Here is a 22,752-nt window from a genome sequence, read left to right as displayed (position 1 = left end):
TGCCCTCGGATCCCCGCGCCCGGCCCCCGGATCCACCGCCTCGACCTGCGGCTGCTCCGTGCTCGGGGCGTCCGCGACCGGGCTTGTTGATGGCGGGCGAACAGCGAAACCATACCGCCGCCGTACCGTCCTCAAACCGGGCCTTCCTAGCTTTGGGGCCGTCGGCGCCCCTCCCCTCGCGGCATCATCTCGACCGGACAGGAAGTGTGCCTCTCCCATGCCCCTTCTGCGCATCCCCCTGAGCCGAAGGCCGAAGATCCCCCCGACTGTCCACGGAATCATCACCCTCCTGGGCCTGCTCCCCCGCATCAGCCGGACCAAGGCGGTGCTCGGCCTGTTCAGCGTGCTGGTGGCCGCGGTCCTCCCGATGGCCGGCGCGGTGGTGACCGGGCTGCTCATCGGATCGATCGAGGAGGCGCTCGACGGCGGGCTGTCCTCGCCGGCCGGGCGGCACACCTTCGTCCTGCTGGCCGTGGCCGGGGGGCTGGTCCTGGTGCAGCAGACCCTGGCGCCGCTCCTGGCGGCGCTCGGTGAGACCCTCGGTCGCGAGGTGGACCGGGATCTGCAGCAGCGGGTCATGGCGGCCGCGGGCCGCCCGGAGGGCACGGCCCACCTGACGGACCCCCATGTGCTCGACGCCCTCAGGGTGGTGCGTGGCCTGGGGACCACGGAGACCGACCGGCCGAGCCACGCCGTGGCCGCCCTGTCGGTGGTGCTCCCGGCCTGGCTGCGGGCGCTGGCCGCGGCGGCCCTGCTGCTGACCTTCCACTGGTGGCTGGGAGTGCTCTGGCTCCTGGCCTGGCCGGTGATCGTGCATTTCATGCAGCGGGAGTACTTCCGGGTCGGCCAGGTCGGCGGCGAGCACAGCACCGCCCTGCGTCGGGCGGAGTACCTGCGCGATCTGGTGCTGACCCGGCCCGCGGCCAAGGAGGTACGGATCTGGGGCCTGCTGGACTGGCTCATCGACCGGTTCGGCCGGTCCTGGAGTGAGGCGACGGAGCCGGTCTGGCGGGAACGCAGACCACGCGCCCGGGTTGTGCTGGGTGCCACCGGGTCGGTCGCCCTGATCAACCTGCTCTCGTACGGCTTGCTGGCGTGGGCGGCCGTCCACCAGGAGATCGGAATCGGCGCGGTCGCCGTCTACACCCAGGCGCTCGTGCTGGCCAACAACTACACGGCGTTCGACGACAACAACGCCTATCTGTCCTTCGCCGGTGCCGCGGTCCCCCGCGTCCTGAGCCTGGACGCGCGACTGTCCGCCGAGGTGCGGGACAGGCCGCGGCTCACCGAGCTGCCCGCCGGGTTCCCCACGGCGCGGATCGACTTCGAAGGGGTCCGGTTCCGCTACCCCGCGAACGACCGGGAGGCGCTGAGCGGGATCGACCTCCACATCGCCGCGGGCCGTTCACTGGCCGTCGTCGGGGACAACGGAGCGGGAAAGAGCTCGCTGGTGAAGCTGGTGTGCGGCCTGCACACCCCGACATCCGGAGTCATCCGTGTCGACGGCCACGATCTGGCGGATCTGGACCCCGCGGCATGGCGCGAGCGCATCGGCGTGCTGTTCCAGGACTTCGCGCGCTACCACCTGACCGCGGCGGAGAACATCTCCATGGGCGCGCCGCAGTGGGCCGGCGACCGGGACAGACTGCGTGAGGCGGCGCACCGGGCCGGGGCACTGCCCCTGATCGAGGGGCTGCCGGGCGGCTGGGACACCGTGCTCTCGCCGGAGTACACCGGGGGCACGGACCTGTCGGGTGGGCAGTGGCAGCGCATCGCGCTCGCCCGTGCCCTGTTCGCGGTGGACGCGGGCGCCCGGGTCCTGATCCTCGACGAGCCGACCGCCGCACTCGACGTGCGGGCCGAGGCGGAGATCTACGAACGTTTCCTGGAGCTGACGGCCGGACTCACCACGATCCTGATCTCGCACCGCTTCTCCACCGTCCGGCGTGCGGAGCGCATCGTCGTACTCGAGAAGGGGCTGGTCGTGGAGGACGGCGCACACGAGGAACTGCTCGCCCGTCAGGGGCGGTACGCGGCGATGTTCGACCTCCAGGCGGCTCGCTTCGTCGAACCCCGGAGCGGTGGGAGTGCGGCCGCGGCGCCGCGGGCGGCGGCGGAGGCGGGACATGCGTAAGACACTGCGGGGCTACCGGGAACTGATGCGGATCGGTGTGGGGGCTGCCCCCTTCCACGCGACGATGCAGTTCCTGACCGGCATCCTCTTCGAGGTCTCCGTGCCGCTCGGCGGGCTCGGCGCCAAGCTGATCATCGACGCGGCGGTATCGGGCGACACCGGCCTCGGCCTCGGCGCCGCCGTGCTGCTCGCGCTCGCCGTCGGGGTCGCGCTGGGCTCGGTCTTCTACTACGTGCACTGCCTGTTCACCGTCCAGGAGCGTGCCACGGCGGCGGCCAGCAGGCGGCTGATGAGGCTGCTCGGCGGCGCCGAGGGGCTGACGCACTACGAGTTCCCGGCCTACCTGGACCAGGTGCAGCGCATCCGTGAGCAGCAGGGCCAGCTGTCCGGCATGGTGAACGCGACGGCCGGTGTGCTGCGGGTCGGGGCGACGCTGATCGTCACCGCGGTCCTGCTGGCGGGTGTGGACCCGCTGCTGCTGTGCCTGCCCGTGCTCGCCCTGGTGTCCTTCTGGCTCGGCAAGCTCAGCCGTGATCTGACCGTACGGGCGCAGGAGGCGACAAGCGAGCAGGAACGCCTCCGCCGGCACCTGTTCGAGCTGGGCACGTCGACCGACGCGGCGGGCGAGCTGCGCGTCTACGGTCTGACGGACCTGCTCGGCGACCGCCACCGGCAGGTGTCGGGCGGGGTGATCGGCAAGCGCAACCGGGCGAGTTGGCGGGGGGCGCGCCTGCAGGCGCTCGACGCGGTGGTCACCACCCTCGGGTACATCGCCGCGATCACGCTCGTCGTGGTACTCGCCGTGCGCGGTGAGGCCACGGCCGGCGACGTCGTCCTGGTGCTGGGACTGGCCGCCCAGCTCACCATGACGGTCAGCACGGCGGTGCAGTACGGCACCTACTTCCTGGTGGTTCTGCGGGTGGGCCGCATCCTGGTGTGGCTCCAGGACTACGTGGCCGAGGAGCGGGGCGCCCGCAAGGCCTCCGCCACCCTGCCCGAGACCCTCGAACAGGGCATCGAGCTGCGCGATGTCGGCTTCGCCTATCCGGGTGCGGAGGACGGCCGCGGCGTGCTCGCCGGAGTGGACCTGCACCTGCCGCCGGGTGCGGTCGTCGCCCTGGTCGGGGACAACGGGGCGGGCAAGACCACACTGATCAAGCTGCTCTGCGGCTTCTACCGGCCGGACTCCGGCACGATCCTCGTCGACGGCGTGGACCTGGCGACGTGCGACACCGCCGAGTGGCGTTCCCGCTGTTCCGCGGCCTTCCAGGACCATGCCCGGCTGGAGTTCCCCGTCCTGGAGACGGTGGGGGTCGGCGATCTGCCGCGGATCGAGGACCGGGCCGCCGTGGGAGCCGCCCTGGAGCGGGCCGACGCCTCGGGTGTCGTGGACAGCCTGCCGCAGGGTCTGGACACCCAGCTCGGGAACCGCTGGAACGACGGGGCGGAGCTGTCCGGCGGCCAGTGGCAACGGCTGGCGCTGGGTCGCGGACTGATGCGTACCGATCCCCTGATCGCCGTGTTCGACGAGCCGACGGCCGCTCTGGACGCCCACACCGAGAACGCCCTGTTCGAGCGTTTCGCCGCGGCGGCGCGCGCGGGGCGGCAGCGCAGCACCGTCACCCTGCTGGTCTCGCACCGGTTCTCGACCGTGGGCATGGCCGACCTGATCGTCGTCCTGGACGGCGGAAGGATCAGGGAGCAGGGCAGCCACCAGGAGCTGATGGCCCTGGGCGGCCTCTACGCCGAGCTGTTCGAACTTCAATCCCAGGGGTACCGATGACGCTCGACTACACCGACGGATTCGCCCTCCTGGGCGGGCACCTGCCCGTCTGGAACTCCCGGCGGTTCGCTGCACTGAGAATGCAGCGTGGCTGGACCCAGGAAGAACTCGCGGAGTACTCGGGCCTGAGCGTGCGCACCATCAGGAACCTGGAGCTGGGCCGGGTGCAGAACCCGCGCCGCTCCTCGGTGGACCTGCTGGTGAACGCGCTCGGGGTCACGGACGAGCAGCAGCAGTGCGCCGAGAGCCCGGAGCCCGCGCGATGGCGCGGGCTCCAGGCGCCGGACTCCGCTCTGGTCGGCAGCCCTTCCGCGCACCAGCAGCTCGTGCACACCGTCCGGACGCACCGGCTGACGACGTTCCTGGGCCCGGGAGGGGTCGGCAAGACCCGGATGGCCCTGGACGTGGCCGCGCAGGTCAGCCACCTGTTCAGGGACGGTGTCGAGGCGGTGGAGCTCGGCGACCTCGATCCCGAGGACGGCCGGCACGGGGAGCAGACGGCCGCGGTGCTGGAGCGGGTGCGCCGGCAGATGGCGCGGGGCCTCGCCCCGGGCCGGCCGGGCACCGGCACTCCCGAGATCGGGCCGGACACCGACATGCTGCTGGTGCTGGACAACGCGGAGCACATCCCGGCCGGTGTGATGGCGGCCACCAGGGAGCTCCAGGCCGCGTTCCCCGCCGTCCACATCCTCATCACCACCCGTCGCAGGCTGACCGAGCGGATGGGCGCCAACCGGGAGATCCAGCCGCTGCCCCTCGAACACCCGCCCGGTGAGCCGCTGTCACGTGCACCGGCCGTGGAGCTGTTCCTGCGCCATGTCGGCAGCGGGACCCCCGCGGCCACGGAACTGGAGAAGGACCTGCCGCTGGTCGCCGAGCTGTGCCGCCGGCTCGGCGGTCTGCCGCGCTACATCGAGTTCGCGGCTGAGTGCCTGCGGGCGATACCCATCCGCCTGATGCTCTCGTACGGGCCGACACCGGAAATGCTCTGGTCGAACGACCACGCGCTGCTGCGCCATCAGCGGTCGGTGACGGACAGCATCCTGTGGAGCGTCGACCTCCTCAGCAAGGACCACCGGCTGCTGCTGGAGCGCATCGCGGCTCTGCCCTCGCGCCGTTTCGTGCTCGACGAGATCAGTGCCGGCTACGACCGGTCGGGGCGCCCCGAGGGGCCCAACCCCCTGACGCTCGTCTCGGACCTCCTGGACACCTCGCTGCTGCTTCCCGATCCGGCACACCCCTACCACTACCGGCTGGCCCCCTTCGGGGCCGAGGTGCTGCTGCGCTCGGGCCGTCCGACGCCTGAGCCCGGTGGTCCAGCACTCGGCTGAACCACCGGGCCCGGACGGCCCTCGGACCGGCTCAGCCGATCTCGGGCCAGTCGTCGAGGTTGTCGCCGTGTGCGTGGATCAGGGCGGAGACGGTGCGTTCGAGACCGAACGCCATGCAGGAGCTGTGTGCCGGTCCCTGGTCGGCGAAGTCGATGGCGAATCGCTCGCCGAGATGGTCCTTGTGGCAGTTGGCCGAGGCGATCGCGGTGCCCGGGTCACCGTCGTAGACCTGGGTGTGGAACTCGTACTTGAGGTCCTGCTGGATCTGGCTCGTGCGCATGAAGCGGTCGCCGGGACCGAAGAAGGGGTCGCTGGCCTGCTGGACGGAGATCTTCAGCCCCAGCCTGGTGAACAGCTCCTCCGTGCGCGCGATCCAGGCGTCCCTCCACTGCCAGGCCTCCTCCTGCCCGGCGACCACGACGAACTCGCGCATCCGGAAGGAGCGGAAGCGGCCGTACTCGCTGGTCGCCTCGTGGCGGTAGCAGTGCCCGACCGCGTCGAAGAAGTGCGCCTCCCCGACGGTGCTGTCCGCGATCTGCGGATAGACGCTGTAGCAGATGGCCGGGGCGAGCACCACGTCCGTCTCGGACCGGGCGGCCGCGGGGTCCTGGGCGTCCGGGTTCTCGCCGGTCCGCAGCGCGTGCACCGAGCCCAGCAGTTGCGGGAAGGACTCGGCGTACTGCGCGCGGTCGATGTTCGCACGCGGGACGACCGGTGCGTACCAGGTCGGGCCGGGCGAGGCGGAGGGGTCCACGGCGGTGAGGGCCGTCTGAAGATTCGCCAGGACCTGCTCGAACTTCGGGGTGAAGCTCAGCAGCCCGGGTATCCCGGTGGGCAGCACCCAGCCGGCCTTCGTCGTTGTCATCGGGACAGTCACGCTCCTTGGGAATGCGGGATGGGTGAGAGGTGGACACGCGGCGCGGTGTGCCCGGGGAGCCCTGGAGGTCCGGGGGCGCGGGAGCCCTTCGGCAGGGGCGTCTACCAGCCGGCGGTCTCGGCGACCGTGTCGTAGGCACGGTCGAGGCCCGCCATGAGCGCGGGGATCTGATCGACGTGCAGGGGAACTCCCAGCACACTCTCCAGCTCGACGACGAACTCCACGGCGAGCAGGGAGTCGACGTCCAGGTCCTTCTCGAAGTCCGTGGCCGCCTCGACCGCGGCGGGTTCGGCGGAGAAGATCGCGACCGCGACATCGCGGATGAGCGCACGGCGGGTGGCCCGGTCGGTGTCGATTCTCATGTTGTCCATCGATTCACTCTCGCTTCTGGGATCAGCTCGCGCAGAGCAGGGGGAAGGGTTTCACCGACGGCCGAGCGCAGCAGCTCCAGGTAGTCCCCGGCCAGCCGTCGGGCAGTGCGTTCGGTGAACAGGGAGGTGTTGTACTTGAGCTTGGCCTGCATACTGCGGGCGCGGCGCGTCATCTGGAGGGACAGCTCGAACTGCCCCTGCTGCTGCGGCAGGTAGTACTCAGCGGTGCGCAGCCCGGCGTGTTCCACCTCGCGTCCGGGTTCCATCGCCGCGGCGATGGGGTCGTCCTCGTCGAGCTCGTTGAGCGCGAACAGGACGGTGACCGGCCCCGGCCGGCCGGGGTCGCGCGGCAGGTCGACGAGTCCGGACAGCAGCGCGAACGGGTAGTCGCGGTGCATCAGACTGCGCCAGAGCGCGGCGGACGTGCGGCGGACCAGGGCGTCGAAGCCGTCCCCGGGGTCCAGGTCCGCGCGCAGCGCGAGGGTGTTGACGAAGTATCCGATCGCGTCGCGCGCTCCCGGACCCTGCCGCTGGGTGACCGGATAGCCGACCACGAACGTCGTCCGGCCGGTGGACCGGTAGACGAGCAGCTCGAAGACCGAGAGGAGATAGGCGAACAGAGTGACGTTCCGCGCGGCGACCGCGCCGTCCACCCCCGCCACCAGGTCCGCGGGCAGTTCGAGGTCGATCTCCGCGCCCTCGGGACGGTAGAACGGCGGCCTCGGCAGGTCGACGGGCAGGGTGACGTGCTCCGACACACCCTGGAGTTCACGCTTCCAGTGCTGACGTGCCCGGTCGGCGCGCGGCGAGTCCAGATACGCGCGCTGACGGGCCACGAACCGGTCGAACACGGCGCCGGCGTCCCGGGGCTCGTGCCGGCGGCCCGCTCGCAGTGCCGCGTAACGCGAGAGGATCTCCCGGCAGATCAGCAGTTGGGAGATGTTGTCCGCCACGATGTGGTGGGCGGTGATCAGCAGGACGTCCGGACGGCCGCGGGGCCGCAGGAGCGCGGCCCTGACGGGCGGTTCCCGGTCGAGGCCGAACGGGCGCCGGGTCAGGCCCAGCGCGAAGGCGCGGAACTCGTCCGCGCCGAGGTCCGGCTCGTGCCGCTCGAAGACCGGGGCCGTGGCCGGCGCCGGGCGGCGGCGGACGCGGCCGGTGTCGTCGCAGGCGAACACCGAGCCGAGCAGGGTGTGGTCCAGGATCGTGGCCCGGACGGCCGACTCCAGTACTGCGGCGTCCACCGGGAAATGCAGGCTGAGCGCCGCCGTGACGTTGTAGGCGACGCAATCGGGGTCGAGATTCTGGATTAGCCAGAGAGCTTCCTGACCAGGAGTCAGCTCTCCGCCGACCGCGGGTGCGGAATTCCTCTTCGTCATGGGTCAAGTACGGCACGGGTCCGCGGGGCTCGACAAGGAATCGGAACGGCAACTTTGCTGCCTGTACCAAACTGCCGGGCACTTGCCTGTCCTCCGCCGGAAACACCTCCCTACGCTGTGCTCGTGATAATCGTCCTTGAATTCTCCGATGCGGGGTTGACGAGAATTGATATATGAAAACGCGTACGAGATGGTCCAGGACGATGTCTTCCTTCATCTCGACGACGCTGCCGCGAATATCGATCTCTATCTGAAGATAGAGGGCCTCAACCCTGCCGGGTCCATCAAGCTGAAGACGGCACGGAGCATGGTGGAGGACGCCGAGCGCCGGGGCGTCCTGCGCCGGGGCTCCCGGCTCATCGAGTCGTCCTCGGGCAGCCTCGGCATCGCCCTGGCGGTGGTCTCCGCCGCCAAGGGGTACCGCTTCCTGTGCGTCACCGACCCCAGCACCTCGGCGCTGAGCGTCGAGATCATCAGGGCCCTCGGCGCCGAGGTGGTCACGGTGAACCGGCTGGACGCCAGCGGCGGCTACCTGGGCACCCGGATCGGCTACATCCACGAGCAGCTGGCCGAGGACCAGGACCTCGTCTGGCTCAACCAGTACGCGAACCCGGCGAACTGGGCGGTGCACGACCGGTGCACGGCGGCGGCGATCACTGCCGCCGTCCCGGACCTGGACTACCTGTTCGTGGGCACCGGCACCTCCGGCACCCTGATGGGCTGCATCCACCACTTCAGCCGGCACTCGCCGGGGACCCGGATCATCGCGGTGGACGCCGTCGGCTCGGTCAACTTCGGCCATCCGGCGGCACGGCGGTACATCCCGGGGATCGGGACGAGCAGACGCCCGGAGATCCTGCGCACGGAACTGGTGGACGACACCGAGCTGGTCGCGGAGACCGACACCGTGCGCACCTGCCGGTGGCTCGCCCGGCGCTACGGCCTCTTCGCCGGGGGATCGACCGGGTCGGTGGTGCGGGCGGTACTGCAGCGTGCCCCCGAACTCCCGGCGGGGTCGCGGGTGGTGGCTGTCTCGCCCGACCTGGGCGAGCGCTATGTCCAGACGATCTACAACGACGACTGGGTGACCGGAACCTACGGCCCCGAATGTCTCAAAGAGTCCGACGACGAGCTGTTCGAGCTGACGAGGGCGAGGAACTGACTCATGTTCTCCTTCCAGGTCATGGGCGGAAAGAGCGTCCGCGCCGTGATCGAGACCTCCCGACCGGAGATCTTCGCCCGGGTCAGGGAGACCTACCTGGCCCATCAGCGGGGCGCGACGATCAACCCCGACAGCTACTTCCTGCGCTTCCCCGACAGGCCCGACGCGAGGATCATCGCCCTGCCCGCGGCCCTGCCCGCGGACGCGGCAGCCGGCGGGACGGAGGGGCTGGCCGGCATCAAGTGGATCGGCAGCTTCCCTGGCAACATCGTGCAGAACATCCCGCGCGCCTCGGCGGTACTGCTGCTCAACGACCTGGAGACGGGCTATCCCTTCGCCTGCCTGGAGGCCGCCCAGATCAGCGCGGCGCGCACCGCGGCCTCCGCCGTGCTGGGGGCCGAGCATCTGCACGGCTCCCGGGAGGCGGCGAAGGTGGCCGTCGTCGGGGCGGGCGTCATCTCCCGCAACATCCTCGAGTTCTTCCACGCGCTCGACTGGTCCTTCGGCGAGGTCACGGTGTACGACACGGTGGAGGAGTACGCGAGGAGGTCGGCCGGGCACGCCGGGGCACTCGGCTACCGGGCCAGCACCTCGGGCACGCTCGAAGAGGCGGTGGACGGCGCCGACCTCGTGGTGCTGGCGACGACCGCCGCCACGCCCCACATCCTGGACCCGGGTGCCCTGGCTCCCGGCCAGTCGGTACTCAACATCTCGCTGCGCGACATCGGCCCTGAGCTGATCGCCGCCTCCCACAACGTCCTCGACGACATCGACCACTGCCTGAAGGCCGGCACCTCGCCCCACCTGGCGGTGCAGAAGTTCGGCCACCGCGACTTCATCGACGGGACGATCGCGCAGCTCGTCCTCGGGGAGCTGCGCCTGGGGCGGGACCGGCCGCGGATCTTCTCACCGTTCGGCCTCGGGGTGCTCGACCTCGCGGTCGGCCGGGAGATCCTGCGGGCCGGCCGGGAGTCCGGCCAGGTCCAGCAGGTGCCCGACTTCTTCGCCGAGGTCGAACGATGGTGAGGCCCCGCATCCACCGCAGTGAACGGAGGCTCGTTCCATGACGAAGCACCCCAGCAGGCACCTGATCTCTCTCGACGACCTCGCGGACTCGGAGGTGCGGGACATCGTCGAGCACGGCGCGGCGCTGGCCCGCAGGTCGGCCCAGGGGCACCGCGCCACCGGCACGGCCTTGGCCGGCGATGTCGTCGGTGTCTACTTCCGCAAGACCTCGACCCGCACGCGTACGGCGTTCTCGTCCGGCGCCCTGCGGCTCGGAGCGGGTCTGGTCACCTACGGACCCGACGACCTCCAGCTCAACACCGGGGAGACCACCGAGGACACCGGCCGGGTGATGGCGGGGATGCTCGACGTCCTGGTGGCGCGCACCGCCGGGGAGATGGGCGAGTTGCGCGCCTGGGCGGCGCAGCAGCGGATGGCCGTGGTCAACGCGATGAGCGCCGAGGAGCACCCCACCCAGGGGCTGACCGACCTGACCACCCTGACCCAGCGGTTCGGCGCGGTGGACGGCCTGAGCGTCGTGTACGTCGGCGAGGGGAACAACTCGGCCGCGGCGCTCGCGCTCGGTCTGAGCCGGTACCGCGGGGTCCGCCTCGAACTGCGCACGCCGCCGGGCTACGGCCTGGACGGGTCGGTGCTCGCCCGCGCACGGCGGTCTGCGGCCGAACACGGTTCCGACGTGAGCGAACGACACGACATGGACCGGCTGCCGGCCGATTTCGACGTCGCCTACACCACGCGCTGGCAGACCACCGGGACCAGCAAGCCGGACCCGGACTGGCGCAGCGTGTTCGCCCCCTTCCAGGTGACGGACGCGCTGATGGAGGGCTCCCCCAAGGCCGTGTTCATGCACGACCTTCCGGCGCACCGGGGCGAGGAGGTCACCGCCGAGGTGCTGGACGGCCCCGCGAGCATCGCGTTCGACCAGGCCGAGAACAAGCTCTACAGCGCCATGGCTGTCCTGGAGTGGTCCCGTGCTCTATCTGCGTAAGATCGTGCCCTTCGTCCCCGCGCACAGCACGGCCATCGCCGACCTGCGCGAGCGTCTGGAGCTGTCCCGGACCGAGCTCAGGCTGCTGACCCGGTTCCTGGGGCTCGACCGGGTCGTCATCGCGGAGGGGCTCTCCACACTGGACATGCTGCTGTCGATCGGGCAGGAGGCGCTGGCGGACCTGGACCGTTCCCGGATGCGCTGCCTGATCCACGCCCACACGGTGCAGCACCTCGCCCCGCCGGGCCTGCGCTGGATGGACGTGCTGCGCACGAAGCTGGGACTGGACGGTGCCACCGCGTTCTCGATGTCCCACCAGGGCTGCGCCGTCGGCCTGAACGTGCTGAAGGTGGCGGAGAGCCTGCTGGCAGCGGAGCCGGCCGGGAGCACGGCGCTGGTCCTGGTCGGCGAGAAGGCCCTGTCCTCGGTGATGCAGCACCTGCCGGGGACGTCGGTCCTCGGGGACGCGACGGTCGGCCTGGTGGTCGGGCTGGAGGGTCCTGGCGACGCACTGCTGAGCGTGGCGCACCACACCCGCGGCGAGTTCCACCAGGCCATGAACATGCGGGAGGAGATGCAGCACGACTACACCCTCGCCTACGCGCCGGAGTTGGCCTCGGTGATGCTCGACGCGGTGCACGCGGCAGGCCTCGATCTCGACGGGATCGACCTGGTGCTGCCGCACAACGTGAACCGCTACTCGTGGACGACCACCGCGCGGAGGCTGGGTCTCCCCCTCGACCGGATCTATCTGAAGAACGTGCCGAAGACCGGCCACTGCTTCTGTGCGGACCCCTTCATCAACCTCTCGACCGCTCGCGCCGAGGGGGTGGTGCGGCCGGGAGCGACCGTGCTGCTGGCCTCCGCCGGCCAGGGCGGGACCTTCACCGCCGCGGTGGCCAGAACCTCTACCGGACAGGAGTGACATGTCTTCCCCACCCGCGTCGTCCCCACCCGCGTCGTCCCCGCCCCCGTCATCCCCGCCCGCATCGTCGCCACCCGCGCCGTCCCAGCATGCGCCGTTGCCGCAACGGCCCTCGACGACCGCAGGGTTCACCGCACGGCTGAAGGACGCCCTGGTCTCTGACCCGACCGCCCGGTTCGTCTACGTGAACAACTTCGAGGTCGAGCGGGTCTGGGGCCTCGACGAGCCGAGGCTGCCCGGCACCGGGCTGTCCTTCTCGTCGGCCACGGTGAACCGGATCGAGGAGGTCGGCGTCCTGCTCGCCGACGAACACGACGCGGTGGTGCTCAAGAGCGCGGTCGATCCCGGCTACGCCGAGTATCTGGACGCCCTCGGCGCGGCCGAGGGCGAGCACCTGGCAGTGGACCACAACGTGCCGGACCGGTCGGTCACCGTCGACGCGCTGGAGTCGCCCCGGCTGCTGGAGGCGCTGCGCGCGCTCGCCGACGGCCGTACGTACCTGATGCCGCTCGGCATCTCCCCGGACGAGGAACGCCTGGCCGAGGCCGCGGGGCTGCCGCTGGCCGGTCCCGGCGCCGCGGTCTGCAAGGAGGTGAACGGGAAGATCTTCAGCCGGGAGCTGGTGGACGCGGCCGGACTGACCGCCGTCCCGGGCGCCGTGTGCCGGACGGTGGAGGAGCTGGCCGCCGCGCTCGACACCCATCTGGTCCGGGCGGGCACCCCGGTGGTGGTCAAGGAGTCACTGGGCGTCTCGGGGCGCGGCATGGTCGTCCTGGAGGACGCGGGACGCGGTGAGCGCCTGCTGCGGATGATCGAGCGGCGGGCCGGCGCCGACCGGCGCGTCTCGGTCGTCGTCGAACGCTGGATCGACAAACAGGCTGACCTGAACTACCAGTTCATCGTCGGCCGCGACGGCGGGGTCACGTTCGAGACCGTGAAGACCGCGCTCACGGAGAACGGCGTGCACCGCGGGCACCTCTTCCCCCCGGCCCTGCGGCCCGACCAGGTCGGGGAACTGCGGGTCGCCGCCGATGTGATCGGCAAGGAGCTGGCGGCCGCGGGCTACTTCGGACTCGTCGGGGTCGACGCGCTGCTCGCCGCCGACGGCACGCTCTACCCCTGTCTGGAGATCAACGCGCGCTTCAACATGGCCACCTACCAGAACCGGATCTCCGAGCGCCTGATCCCGGACGGGCAGTACGCCCTCGCCACGACCTTCGATCTCAGGCCGGGCCGCGTGTACGGCTTCGGGGAGGTCCGAGCCGCACTCGGCGATCTGCTCCTGGACAGCCTCCCCGAGGCCGGGGCCGGCCGTCGCGGCGGTGTGCTGATCAACAACTTCGCCACGCTGAACGCCATGTTCCTCGCCGAGGGAAAGCCTTACGGGCGCCTCTACGCGATCTGTGTCGGTGACGACGAGCAGGACGTGCGGCGGACGAGAGAACGGGCCGAGACCCTGCTGAACGAAATGGTGGCCACGCCGTGAGTGAAGAGATCGACTGGAACGGGCTCGCCGAGCGGTACGGAACCCCGACCTACGTGTACGACGGCGACTGGCTCGCCGCCAACCTCAGGGCGCTGCGCTCGGCGCTGCACCCCTCGCTGGAGATCTTCTACTCGCTCAAGTCGAACCCGAACCGGGGCGTCTACGACGTCCTGCACACGGCGGGGGCGCGCGCCGAGGTCTCCTCCCTCGCCGAACTCCGCCTCGTCCTCGACGCGGGGACGGATCCGGCCGACATCATCTTCCTCGGCCCCGGCAAGAGCGAGGAGGAGATCGACGCCTGCGTGGAGGCGGGCATCTACGCGATCGTCTGCGAGTCGTTCGACGAGCTCGAGAGGATCGACGGGACGGCCCGCTCGCGGGATGTGCGCCAGCGGGTGCTGCTGCGGGTCAACCCCGCGCTGTCCATCGCCGGTTCGCGTCTGACCATGGGTGGCAAGCCGCGCCAGTTCGGCATCGACGAGGCCCAGATCCTTGCGGCGGGACCGGCCCTGGCCGCGTACCGGCACGCCGACGTGGCCGGGGTCCAGGTGTATCTGGGCACGCGCATCCTCGACGCCGCGGTGGTCGTCAAGAACACCGCGTACATCCTGGACCTCGCCGAACGCATCGCGGCGGCCACCGGCATCAGCCTCGACGCGGTGGACATCGGGGGCGGTCTGGGTGCGGCCTACTTCGACGGTGAGGAGGAGCTGGACACGGCCGTGCTGGCCAAGGACCTCAATCCGCTGCTGGACAGGTTCGCCTCGGCGCACCCGGAGACCCGTCTCGTCATGGAGTCCGGCAGGTATCTCACCGCGCTCGGTGGCACCTACCTGATGCGGGTGCGCTACACCAAGGAGTCCATGGGCGAGAGGTTCGCGGTCGCGGACGGAGGCACCCACCACCACATGGCCGCAGTGGGCATCGGGTCCTTCGTCAAGCGCAACTTCCCGATCGAGCTGCTCTCCCGGACGGCCGAGCCGTCCGAGGAGCCCGGCCGCTGGAACATCGCGGGCCCGCTGTGCACCCCGAACGACACGGTGGCCAAGGGGGTGGCCCTGCCCGAACTGCGTCCGGGCGACCTCATCGGCGTGCTGCGCTCCGGCGCCTACGGTCCGTCGGCCTCGCCGGTGTACTTCCTCAGCCACGGCTACCCGGCCGAGGTCGTCCTGCGGGGCGGCCGCTCGTACCTGGTGCGCCGCCGGGACTCCGTCGAGGACGTCCTCGGCAAACAGGAGACCCATCCCGAACTGCGCGACGCCGATCACGTCGGCTGAACCCGACCCCCGCCCCGCCCTCGTAAGGGAGAAGAGACCATGGTGAACACCGACAACACCACGACGGCCGGCACGCTTCAGGAGGCCCTCGCCGCCGTACTGAACAAGGAGCTACCGGAACTGACGCCGCAGACACGGCTGTTCAGTGATCTGGGGCTGGACTCCACGAGCGTGATCGAGCTGCTGATGGAGCTCGAGGACACCCTCGGGCTCCAGATCGATCCGGACGAGCTGACGCCGGACGTCTTCGAGACGGTCGGCAGCCTGACCGCGTACGTCGAGGCGCGCATGCCGGAACAAGAGCAGGCGTCCTGACCGATGCGGCAGACGACGCGGACGACGGACGTGCCGCAGCGTGACACCGCGCGCCCGGACGCCACCAGGACCCTGCGGCTCGGCCGCCCGGCCGCACGGGACTTCCCCGAGCGGCCGGCCGTGCTGGCCGGGGTCGATCTCACGTTCATGACCCAGTTCCTCGCCGCCTTCGGCGAGGAACCCGATCACGCGCGCTACGAGGGCGGCGGCGGCAACAGCTTCATCAGCATGGCGGGGCGGCTCCTGGACGGCCTGGACCGGCCGCTGCCCCCGCTGGACAAGGTCGTGCTCGCCTACCACGTGCCCGACATGAGCATCGTCGAGGTGGCCGGCTGCTATCTGGCCGAGAGGTGTCCGGGGAATCCGGAGGTGTTCTCGTTGTCGGGGCAGGGCGTGGGCGCGCCGTTCACGGCGCTGCGCGTCCTGTCCGGCCTGCACACGGCCCGGCAGTTGACCGAGGGCGCCGTCCTCGTGATGGACCAGTCGACTCTCCCCTATTACGACGCCGACACCCACACCGGGCCGAGCACCGACTGCGCGGTCCTGCTGGGCGTGGGGAGCGCGGGCGGGCACGGGAGCATGGAGCTCGACTTCGTGGACGAGCGGGCCGTCGGCCCGGACGCGGCGGCGGGGCTGCTCATCGAGCGGGGACACGGGCCGCGGACCATGACGGTGGTGGGCCGGACGCTCGCCGACCTGCTCGATCCGCTGCCACGTGCCGGGGGCGACCTGGTCGAGGGGGCGTCCGACCTGCTGTGCACCAGTGCGTGGGCGGCGCTCGCCGAGCACTGGGCACCGGACCGCTACACCGTGGTCGCCGACTACGATCCGCACTCCGGCCGGCTGTTCCGGGCCGGGCTGCGACCGGGGGCGGCCTCGTGAAGGGCACCGCCGGGGCCGACCTGGGGCGCTGCCGGGACCTGGGGCGCGAGGGCGGTCTGGCCGCCGGTCTGACAGCGGTGCTGGAGGGCCTGGACGTCGCCGCCGAGGCACCGGGCGGCTCGGCGCTCCTGCCGATGGCCTCGCTGGAGCGGGGCGGGGCGGCCGGAGGCGCGGAGGTGCTTCCGCACCCCTTCGCCGCACTCGAGGGGCTCGCCCTCGTCCGCTTCACCGCGACGGGTACCGGCGCCGGAGCGGGGCTCACCGCGCTGCGCGCCGCCCGCCTTGCCGCCGTACGGGTCGGTGTGCTCTCCGCCCTGCTGGACGCGGCCGTGGAACGGCTGAGCGCCCGGCGCTTCGGCGGGGTCCCGCTGATCGATCACCAGCTGGTGGGCGGGGCGCTGGCCGACGTCGTCACCGAGATCGAGATCGCCTCGGTGGAGCCCGCGAGCGGGTCGGCCGAGGCCGTGTGGGACCGGCACGAGCGACTGACCGAGGCCGGCTGGGCGACGACGCGGCTGTTCGGCGCGGAGGGCTACATCACCGGCCATCCGGTGCGCGCCCTCTATCTGTCCTCGCTCGCCTCGGACCTGTGGCTCGCCCGTCCGGGCGTCCCGGAAGGAGCACGATGACCGTGGACGGACTCGACGACCGGCGCGTGGCGCTGCGGGGCGCCGCCGCCGAGTGTGCGGGTGAACTGCGTGACCACGCGGCGGCGCTAGACGCGGCCCCGTCCGAGATGAAACCGCACCTGGGTGTGTCGGGCTTCGACCTGGTGCGCCGGTGCACGACTCCGGAGCGCTACGGCGACCCGCTGCGTGTCGGCCGCTTCACATACGCCTCCGGGTCGTCCCTGGACACCGTGGTGTGGATGACCGAACTCGCCTACGGGGACGCGGGGATGGTGCTCGCCGCCCCGGGCCCGAGCCTGGCCGGCATCCTCGTCGACCAGCTCGGCGACGAGTGGCAGCGCGAGTACTTCTACCGCGCGGTCGCCGGTGAGGGCGTCTGGGCGTTCTTCGCCGTGACCGAACCCGCCCACGGCAGTGACGCCAGTGGCATGGAGTGCGCCCTGAGCCGCGACACTCCCGGTTCGCACCGGCTGGACGGAACGAAGAAGTACGTCGGCAACGGCGCCCGCGGCAGCGTCGGCGTGGTCTTCGCCCGGACGGGCGCCGGGCCGTTGTCGATCCGTGCCGCACTCGTGGAGGACGGAGCTCCCGGCTTCGACGCCCGGGGGCTGGACATGGTGGGCCTGCGCGGCGCGGCCCTGGGCGAGATCCGGCTCGACGGCGTCGCGGTACCGGACGAACGGCTGCTCGCCCGGCATCTGCCGCCCACCAGGCGCGGTCTGTGGGGCGCGGTCCGCGTGTTCAACACCGTACGGCCCCAGGTCGCCGCGCTCGCGGTGGGCACGGGGCTGGCCTGCGTGGACCTCGTGCGCGCCGAGCGACCACGGGCGCCGGGCCTGGAGACCGTCAGGGCCCGCCTGGAAAGCTGCCGTCGCCTGGTCTACGAGGCCGGTGCGGCCCTGGACCACGACCGTGACGCCGGTGCGCTCTCCAGCACGGCCAAGATCGCCGCCGTGGCAGCGGCGCGCGAGGCGTCCCGCTGGGCGGTGCGGTCGCTCGGTCCGGCGGCGCTGACGGACCATCCGCTGCTGGAGAAGTGGACGCGCGACGTGTGCTCGTTCGAGTTCATGGAGGGCACCAGCGACATCCAGCGCCTGCACGTCTCGCGTGCGTGGGTGCGGGGGCGGGTCCGGGCCGGAGGTCCGCGGTGAGAGTGGGCGTGGACCTGCTGGAGATCGCCCGGTTCGCGAAGATCGCCGCCCATCCGGGCGGCCGGCGGATCGTGTTCTCGGCGGCGGAGCTCGCCCACGCCGAGACCCTGGGCGCTCCCCGGCGCACGGAGTACCTGGCGGGGCGGTTCTGCGCGAAGGAGGCCAGCGCGAAGGCGCTCGGCCGAGGCCTGGGACAGGGCCTGGTCTGGCACGAGATCGAGGTACTCACCGACGCCCACGGGGCGCCGCGGGTCCGGCTCGGCGGTGGCGCCCTGGCGGTCGCCGAGCGGGCCGGCGTCGAGCGGATCGACCTGTCGCTCAGTCACCACGGCGGCCTGGTGGTCTGCGTGGCCATTGCAACCTGAATCCGAGGGATGGACCGATGGACCTGAGTCTCTTCTTCTTCGCCGACACCGCGGCCGACAGCTCCGCGGACGGTGACGGCGACCTGTACCGCCTCCTGCTGGAGAGTGCGCGCTTCGCTGACACGCATGGTTTCCGCGCCGTGTGGACGCCCGAACGGCACTTCCACACCTTCGGGGGGCAGTATCCGAACCCCTCGCTGACCGCGGCCGCCCTGGCCGCCGTGACCGAGCGGGTGGCGATCCGCGCGGGCAGTGTGGTGGCCCCTCTGCACCATCCGGTCCGGATAGCCGAGGAGTGGTCCGTCGTCGACAACCTCTCCGGCGGCCGTGCGGGTGTCTCCTTCGCTTCCGGTTGGCACGAGGGGGACTTCCTGCTCCAGCCCGGCAACTACAAGGACCGCAAGAACATCATGGTGGAGGCGGTCGGCACCGTACAGCGTCTCTGGCGCGGCGAGGAGGCGGAGTTCGAAGGGCCGGAGGGCGAGAGGCGCCGGGTCCGGCTCTTCCCCTGCCCCGTCCAGGCGGAGTTGCCGGTGTGGATCACGGCGGCGGGATCGCCGCAGAGCTTCCGGATCGCGGGCACACTCGGCGCGGGCGTCCTGACCCACCAGCTGGGACAGGCCGACGACGCCCTGGAGCGCAACATCGCCACCTACCGGGAGGCGCTGGCCGAGGAGCACGGTGCCGACGCCCCCGGCCATGTGGTGCTGATGCTGCACACCTTGATCGGCGAGGACCGCGCGCGGATACGCGACATGGTGCGCGAACCGCTCACCGGGTACCTGCGCAGCTCGATGGAGCTGATCGCGGCCTCCCCGGCCGCTCCCGGCGCCGACGGCTTCGACCTGAACCGGGTCTCGGCCCAGGACAAGGAGTTCATGCTCTCCAGGCAGTTCGACCGGCTGTTCACCAGCGCGGGCCTGTTCGGCACCGTCGAGGACGGCGTCGAGGTGGTGCGCAGACTCGCCGCGATGGGCGTGGACGAGATCGCGTGCCTCGTCGACTTCGGCGTGGACCGGGACGAGGTGCTGGGCTCCCTGCACCACCTCGACTCGCTGCGGGCCAGGGTCGCCGGGGACAGCGGAGGTCCTGGCACGGAAGCCTGACGTCCGGGACCGGGCGGAGGCCGGTCCTGGCACGGAAGCCTGACGTCCGGGACCGGGCGGAGGCCGGTCCTGGCACGGAAGCCTGACTTCCGGGACCGGGCGGAGGCGTTCGCCGGCGTCGTCCGACGCCGGCGTCCGCGTGTGCGGCCTTCGTCCGGCGGAGGAGTGCACGGGCCGTCGTCCTTTTGCACATCGCTGCCGCGCGAACTCTTTACGGGCCTGTCATGCACCGGTAACTTCCTGACTGCAAGAGATTGCAGCAAGCTTCTGACGGATTTTTCCGTCAGAAGGTACTGCTCGCCCGAACCCCGAGGCGCGTCCGGGTTCTCCGGCGGGATCCTCGCGGCCGCTCGCTGAACGGTCGTGCTGTCGGCAGCCGCGGTCCACCCGCCCGCGGCCCTCCCCTGGAGACACACGAATGAGACGCACCCCTGTCCGGCTGCTCGGACGCCCCGCGGCGGCGGCCGTCGCGGCGACGGTGATGCTGGGCCTCCTGACCCCGGCACCCGGGGTCTCCGGCGCGGAATCGGCCGTTCCCGCGGCCTCCTCGGAGTCCATCACCACGGTCTTCTACTACACCAAGACCAAGAACTGGTCCTCGTACAGACTGCATTACGCGCCCGACGGCGGCTCCTGGACCACCGTGCCCGGAGTGGCCATGGAAGCCGCCTGCACCGACTGGGTGAAGATGACCGTGGGCCTGGGCAGCGCCTCGGGTCTCGCCGCGACGTTCAACAACGGCTCCGGGGTGTGGGACAACAACTCCGGCAAGAACTACGCTCTGGGCACCGGCGCCGTCACCGTCAAGGACGGCGTGGTGGCCCACAGCGACCCCTGCACGGATTCCGGGACGGAGCCCGAGGAGGGCAACACCGCCTCCGTCTACTACTCGACCGCCACCGTCGGCTGGACGACCACCAATCTGCACTATCAGCCGGCGGGAGGCGCCTGGACCACCGTGCCCGGTGTGGGCATGGAGCCCGCCTGCACCGGCTGGGTGAAGAAGTCGGTGGACCTCGGTGCCGCCACCTCCATGCTGGCCACCTTCAACAACGGCAACGGCGTCTGGGACAACAACAACGGGGGCAACTACACGGTCCCCGCCGGTCTCACCACGGTGAAGGACAAGAAGGTCACCGCCGGCGCGAAGGACCCCTGCGCGGCCGAGACGCCGGACACCCGGGCCCCCACCGCCCCGGCGAAGGTGTCGGCGAGCGCGGACGGGGTGTCGGTCGTGGTGACCTGGGACCCGTCCACCGACGACCGCGGAGTGACGAAGTACCAGGTGACACGGACCGGCGGCACCAAGGGCACGCTGGTCGGCGACGTCGGCTCCACGGTGTTCTCGGACACCGGCCTGGAGGCGAAGACCGCCTACAGCTACACGGTCAGGGCCGCCGACGCCGCCGGGAACGTCTCGGCGCCCTCCGCCGCGGCCACCGCGACCACCGGGGAGAAGCCGGCGGCCCCGGCCGCCGGGAAGCCGCTCGGCACCGACCCTCGCAAGGACCCGATCTACTTCGTCCTCACCGCCCGCTTCAACGACGGTGACACCACGAACAACCGGGGCGGCAGCCAGCACACCAAGTCGGGCAACGCCGCCAACGACGACCCGATGTTCCGGGGCGACTTCAAGGGCCTGGTCGAGAAGCTCGACTACATCAAGGGCCTCGGCATGTCGGCCGTCTGGATCACCCCCGTGGTCCTGAACCGGTCCGACTACGACTACCACGGCTACCACGGCTACGACTTCTACGAGGTCGACTCCCGGCTCGAGTCCGCCGGCGCCTCCTACCAGGACCTCATCGACGCGGCCCACGCCAAGGGCATGAAGATCTACCAGGACGTCGTCTACAACCACTCCTCGCGCTGGGGCGCCAAGGGCCTGTTCACCCCGAAGACGTACGGGGTCCGTGACGCCCAGTGGAGCTGGTACTACGACGAGGGGAACGACGGCTTCGAGTACGACGGACTGACCGTCGAGACCAAGTCGGGGAAGTCGTACTACAACGGCGACCTCTGGTCCACGGCCGAACCGTCGGGCAACACCTGCGTCAACTGGGGCACCCCCACCCAGTACACCTCTCCGGAGGGCTACCGGATCTACAACTGCCAGTGGCCGAACCCCACTTCGGGCATGTTCCCGAAGGCGTACTACCACAACTGCTGGATCGGGAACTGGGAGGGCGAGGACTCCCGCTCGTGCTGGCTGCACGACGACCTCGCCGACTTCAACACCGAGAGCGCGCCCGTGCAGAACTACCTGATCGGCGCCTACAACAAGTACATCGACATGGGCGTCGACGGATTCCGGGTCGACACGGCCGTCCACATCCCGCGCACCACCTGGAACCGCCGCTTCCTCCCGGCCATCCAGGAGCGTGTCACCCAGCAGTTCGGCACCGAGGCCGCGAAGAACTTCTTCGTCTTCGGTGAGGTCGCGGCCTTCGTCAACGACAAGTGGAACCGCGGCTCGGTCAACCACTCCGCGCAGTTCTACACCTGGAAGGAACGCAAGGAGTACAGCGCGGACGACGGGAAGGCAGCTCTGGAGATGTACGACTACGAGCAGCAGCAGGGCACCGGATCCCAGCCGACGTCCACCAACGCCTTCCTGGACGGCAACAGCTACCACGCGCCGGACCACAGCAAGTTCTCCGGGATGAACGTCATCGACATGCGCATGCACATGAACTTCGGTGACGCGAACAACGCCTACAACAACGGCAAGGACTCCGACGACAGCTACAACGACGCCACCTACAACGTCGTGTACGTCGACAGCCACGACTACGGTCCCAACAAGAGCAGCGAGCGGTACGCCGGCGGCACGGACGCCTGGGCCGAGAACATGTCCCTGATGTGGACCTTCCGGGGCATCCCCACGCTGTACTACGGCTCCGAGGTCGAGTTCCAGGCCGGCAAGAAGATCGACTGCGGGCCCACCTGCCCGCTGGCGACGACCGGCCGCGCCTACTTCGGGGACCACGTCGCCGGCACGGTGAAGGCGTCGGACTTCGGCACGGTCTCCTCCGCGTCCGGCGCGGTCGCCGACACCCTGGCGAAGCCGCTGGTCAAGCACGTGCAGCGGCTCAACCAGATCCGCCGCGCGGTGCCCGCCCTGCAGATGGGGCAGTACTCGACCGAGGGCATCACCGGTTCGATGGCGTACAAGCGCCGCTACACCGACACCGCGAGCGGAACGGACAGCTTCGCGCTGGTGACGGTCACGGGCGGCGCCACCTACACCGGCGTCCCCAACGGCACCTACAAGGACGCCGTCACCGGCGACACCAAGGTCGTGACGGGCGGAACACTGGCCGTCCCGGCACCGGGCAAGGGCAATCTGCGGGTGTACGTCCTGGACCTGGGCGGCAGGAACGCGGCCCCGGGGAAGATCGGGACGGCGGGCCCCTATCTGAAGTGACCCACGGTGCGGCCGGGCACGCGCGCGTGCCCGGCCGCCCCCCCGGCGGCGCTCCCCGCCCCCCGGCGACCCGGCGCGGGGTGGGCAGGAGGTACACCGAGGGGTTCAGCGGGTCACCGGCGGGGCAGGGCCAGTGCG

Annotated in this window: 19 protein-coding genes; 16 read left to right on the top strand and 3 right to left on the bottom strand. The window is 70.9% G+C overall.

What is annotated here, in order from left to right; translation table 11 throughout:
* Positions 1-217: 217 nt before the first annotated feature.
* From ACFUNE_RS10550 to ACFUNE_RS10540, 3 genes are read left to right on the top strand one after another with little or no spacing between them, the layout of a single operon-like run.
* Complete coding sequence (locus ACFUNE_RS10550; protein WP_383564829.1) at positions 218-2,134, top strand: ABC transporter ATP-binding protein; 1,917 nt, start codon at positions 218-220, stop codon at positions 2,132-2,134.
* Positions 2,127-3,917, top strand: coding sequence for an ABC transporter ATP-binding protein (locus ACFUNE_RS10545; RefSeq protein WP_383564827.1), 1,791 nt, complete (start codon positions 2,127-2,129; stop codon positions 3,915-3,917). The genes ACFUNE_RS10550 and ACFUNE_RS10545 overlap by 8 nt, the downstream gene beginning before the upstream one ends.
* Positions 3,914-5,248 carry a helix-turn-helix domain-containing protein gene (locus tag ACFUNE_RS10540; protein WP_383564825.1) on the top strand — a complete coding sequence of 445 codons (1,335 nt, stop codon included), beginning with the start codon at positions 3,914-3,916 and terminating at the stop codon, positions 5,246-5,248. The genes ACFUNE_RS10545 and ACFUNE_RS10540 overlap by 4 nt, the downstream gene beginning before the upstream one ends.
* A 31-nt stretch (positions 5,249-5,279) precedes the next feature.
* Here ACFUNE_RS10540 and ACFUNE_RS10535 read toward each other — a convergent pair whose 3' ends face one another.
* The 3 genes from ACFUNE_RS10535 to ACFUNE_RS10525 all read right to left on the bottom strand — a co-directional run bounded on the left by ACFUNE_RS10535 (position 5,280) and on the right by ACFUNE_RS10525 (position 7,875).
* A complete protein-coding gene (locus ACFUNE_RS10535) occupies positions 5,280-6,113 on the bottom strand; it encodes an aminoacyl--tRNA ligase-related protein (RefSeq protein WP_383564823.1) in 834 nt (277 codons plus the stop codon).
* A gap of 113 nt (positions 6,114-6,226) precedes the next feature.
* Entirely contained in the window at positions 6,227-6,496 is a 270-nt protein-coding gene (locus tag ACFUNE_RS10530) for an acyl carrier protein (RefSeq protein ID WP_383564821.1), read from the bottom strand.
* Positions 6,484-7,875, bottom strand: a complete 1,392-nt coding sequence (locus tag ACFUNE_RS10525; RefSeq protein ID WP_383564819.1) for a condensation domain-containing protein — start codon at positions 7,873-7,875, stop codon at positions 6,484-6,486. The genes ACFUNE_RS10530 and ACFUNE_RS10525 overlap by 13 nt, the downstream gene beginning before the upstream one ends.
* 190 nt (positions 7,876-8,065) lie before the next feature.
* Between ACFUNE_RS10525 and sbnA the strand changes: the two genes are divergently transcribed.
* From sbnA to ACFUNE_RS10460, 13 genes are all read left to right on the top strand, one after another.
* Positions 8,066-9,037, top strand: a complete 972-nt coding sequence (gene sbnA / locus ACFUNE_RS10520) for a 2,3-diaminopropionate biosynthesis protein SbnA (protein WP_383564817.1) — start codon at positions 8,066-8,068, stop codon at positions 9,035-9,037.
* Positions 9,038-9,040: 3 nt separating this feature from the next.
* On the top strand, positions 9,041-10,063 hold the full coding sequence (gene sbnB / locus ACFUNE_RS10515) for a 2,3-diaminopropionate biosynthesis protein SbnB (RefSeq protein WP_383564815.1): 1,023 nt from the start codon (positions 9,041-9,043) through the stop codon (positions 10,061-10,063).
* 37 nt (positions 10,064-10,100) lie between these two features.
* Positions 10,101-11,051 (top strand): ornithine carbamoyltransferase, encoded by a 951-nt coding sequence (locus tag ACFUNE_RS10510; RefSeq protein ID WP_383564813.1) that lies wholly within the window; start codon positions 10,101-10,103, stop codon positions 11,049-11,051.
* Positions 11,035-11,976, top strand: coding sequence for a 3-oxoacyl-[acyl-carrier-protein] synthase III C-terminal domain-containing protein (locus tag ACFUNE_RS10505; protein ID WP_383564811.1), 942 nt, complete (start codon positions 11,035-11,037; stop codon positions 11,974-11,976). Before ACFUNE_RS10510 ends, ACFUNE_RS10505 begins: the two co-directional genes overlap by 17 nt.
* A gap of 97 nt (positions 11,977-12,073) precedes the next feature.
* Positions 12,074-13,462 carry an ATP-grasp domain-containing protein gene (locus ACFUNE_RS10500; protein WP_383564809.1) on the top strand — a complete coding sequence of 463 codons (1,389 nt, stop codon included), beginning with the start codon at positions 12,074-12,076 and terminating at the stop codon, positions 13,460-13,462.
* Positions 13,459-14,739 carry a type III PLP-dependent enzyme gene (locus tag ACFUNE_RS10495; protein ID WP_383564807.1) on the top strand — a complete coding sequence of 427 codons (1,281 nt, stop codon included), beginning with the start codon at positions 13,459-13,461 and terminating at the stop codon, positions 14,737-14,739. The genes ACFUNE_RS10500 and ACFUNE_RS10495 overlap by 4 nt, the downstream gene beginning before the upstream one ends.
* Before the next feature lie 39 nt (positions 14,740-14,778).
* Positions 14,779-15,054, top strand: coding sequence for an acyl carrier protein (locus ACFUNE_RS10490; RefSeq protein WP_383564805.1), 276 nt, complete (start codon positions 14,779-14,781; stop codon positions 15,052-15,054).
* Positions 15,055-15,057: 3 nt separating this feature from the next.
* On the top strand, positions 15,058-15,936 hold the full coding sequence (locus ACFUNE_RS10485; RefSeq protein WP_383564803.1) for a hypothetical protein: 879 nt from the start codon (positions 15,058-15,060) through the stop codon (positions 15,934-15,936).
* Positions 15,933-16,565, top strand: coding sequence for an acyl-CoA dehydrogenase family protein (locus ACFUNE_RS10480; protein ID WP_383564801.1), 633 nt, complete (start codon positions 15,933-15,935; stop codon positions 16,563-16,565). The genes ACFUNE_RS10485 and ACFUNE_RS10480 overlap by 4 nt, the downstream gene beginning before the upstream one ends.
* A complete protein-coding gene (locus tag ACFUNE_RS10475; protein ID WP_383564799.1) occupies positions 16,562-17,716 on the top strand; it encodes an acyl-CoA dehydrogenase family protein in 1,155 nt (384 codons plus the stop codon). The genes ACFUNE_RS10480 and ACFUNE_RS10475 overlap by 4 nt, the downstream gene beginning before the upstream one ends.
* Positions 17,713-18,081 carry a holo-ACP synthase gene (acpS, locus tag ACFUNE_RS10470; protein ID WP_383564797.1) on the top strand — a complete coding sequence of 123 codons (369 nt, stop codon included), beginning with the start codon at positions 17,713-17,715 and terminating at the stop codon, positions 18,079-18,081. Before ACFUNE_RS10475 ends, acpS begins: the two co-directional genes overlap by 4 nt.
* A gap of 17 nt (positions 18,082-18,098) precedes the next feature.
* Positions 18,099-19,187 carry a MupA/Atu3671 family FMN-dependent luciferase-like monooxygenase gene (locus ACFUNE_RS10465; RefSeq protein WP_383564795.1) on the top strand — a complete coding sequence of 363 codons (1,089 nt, stop codon included), beginning with the start codon at positions 18,099-18,101 and terminating at the stop codon, positions 19,185-19,187.
* A gap of 418 nt (positions 19,188-19,605) precedes the next feature.
* Positions 19,606-22,614 (top strand): carbohydrate binding domain-containing protein, encoded by a 3,009-nt coding sequence (locus tag ACFUNE_RS10460; protein WP_383564793.1) that lies wholly within the window; start codon positions 19,606-19,608, stop codon positions 22,612-22,614.
* The last annotated feature ends 138 nt before the right edge of the window (positions 22,615-22,752 follow it).

This window comes from Streptomyces sp. NPDC057287, from assembly GCF_042667905.1.
GTDB lineage: Bacteria > Actinomycetota > Actinomycetes > Streptomycetales > Streptomycetaceae > Streptomyces.
The sequence above is the reverse complement of the archived record's forward strand: the minus strand, read 5'-3'. Positions and strand labels throughout refer to the sequence as shown.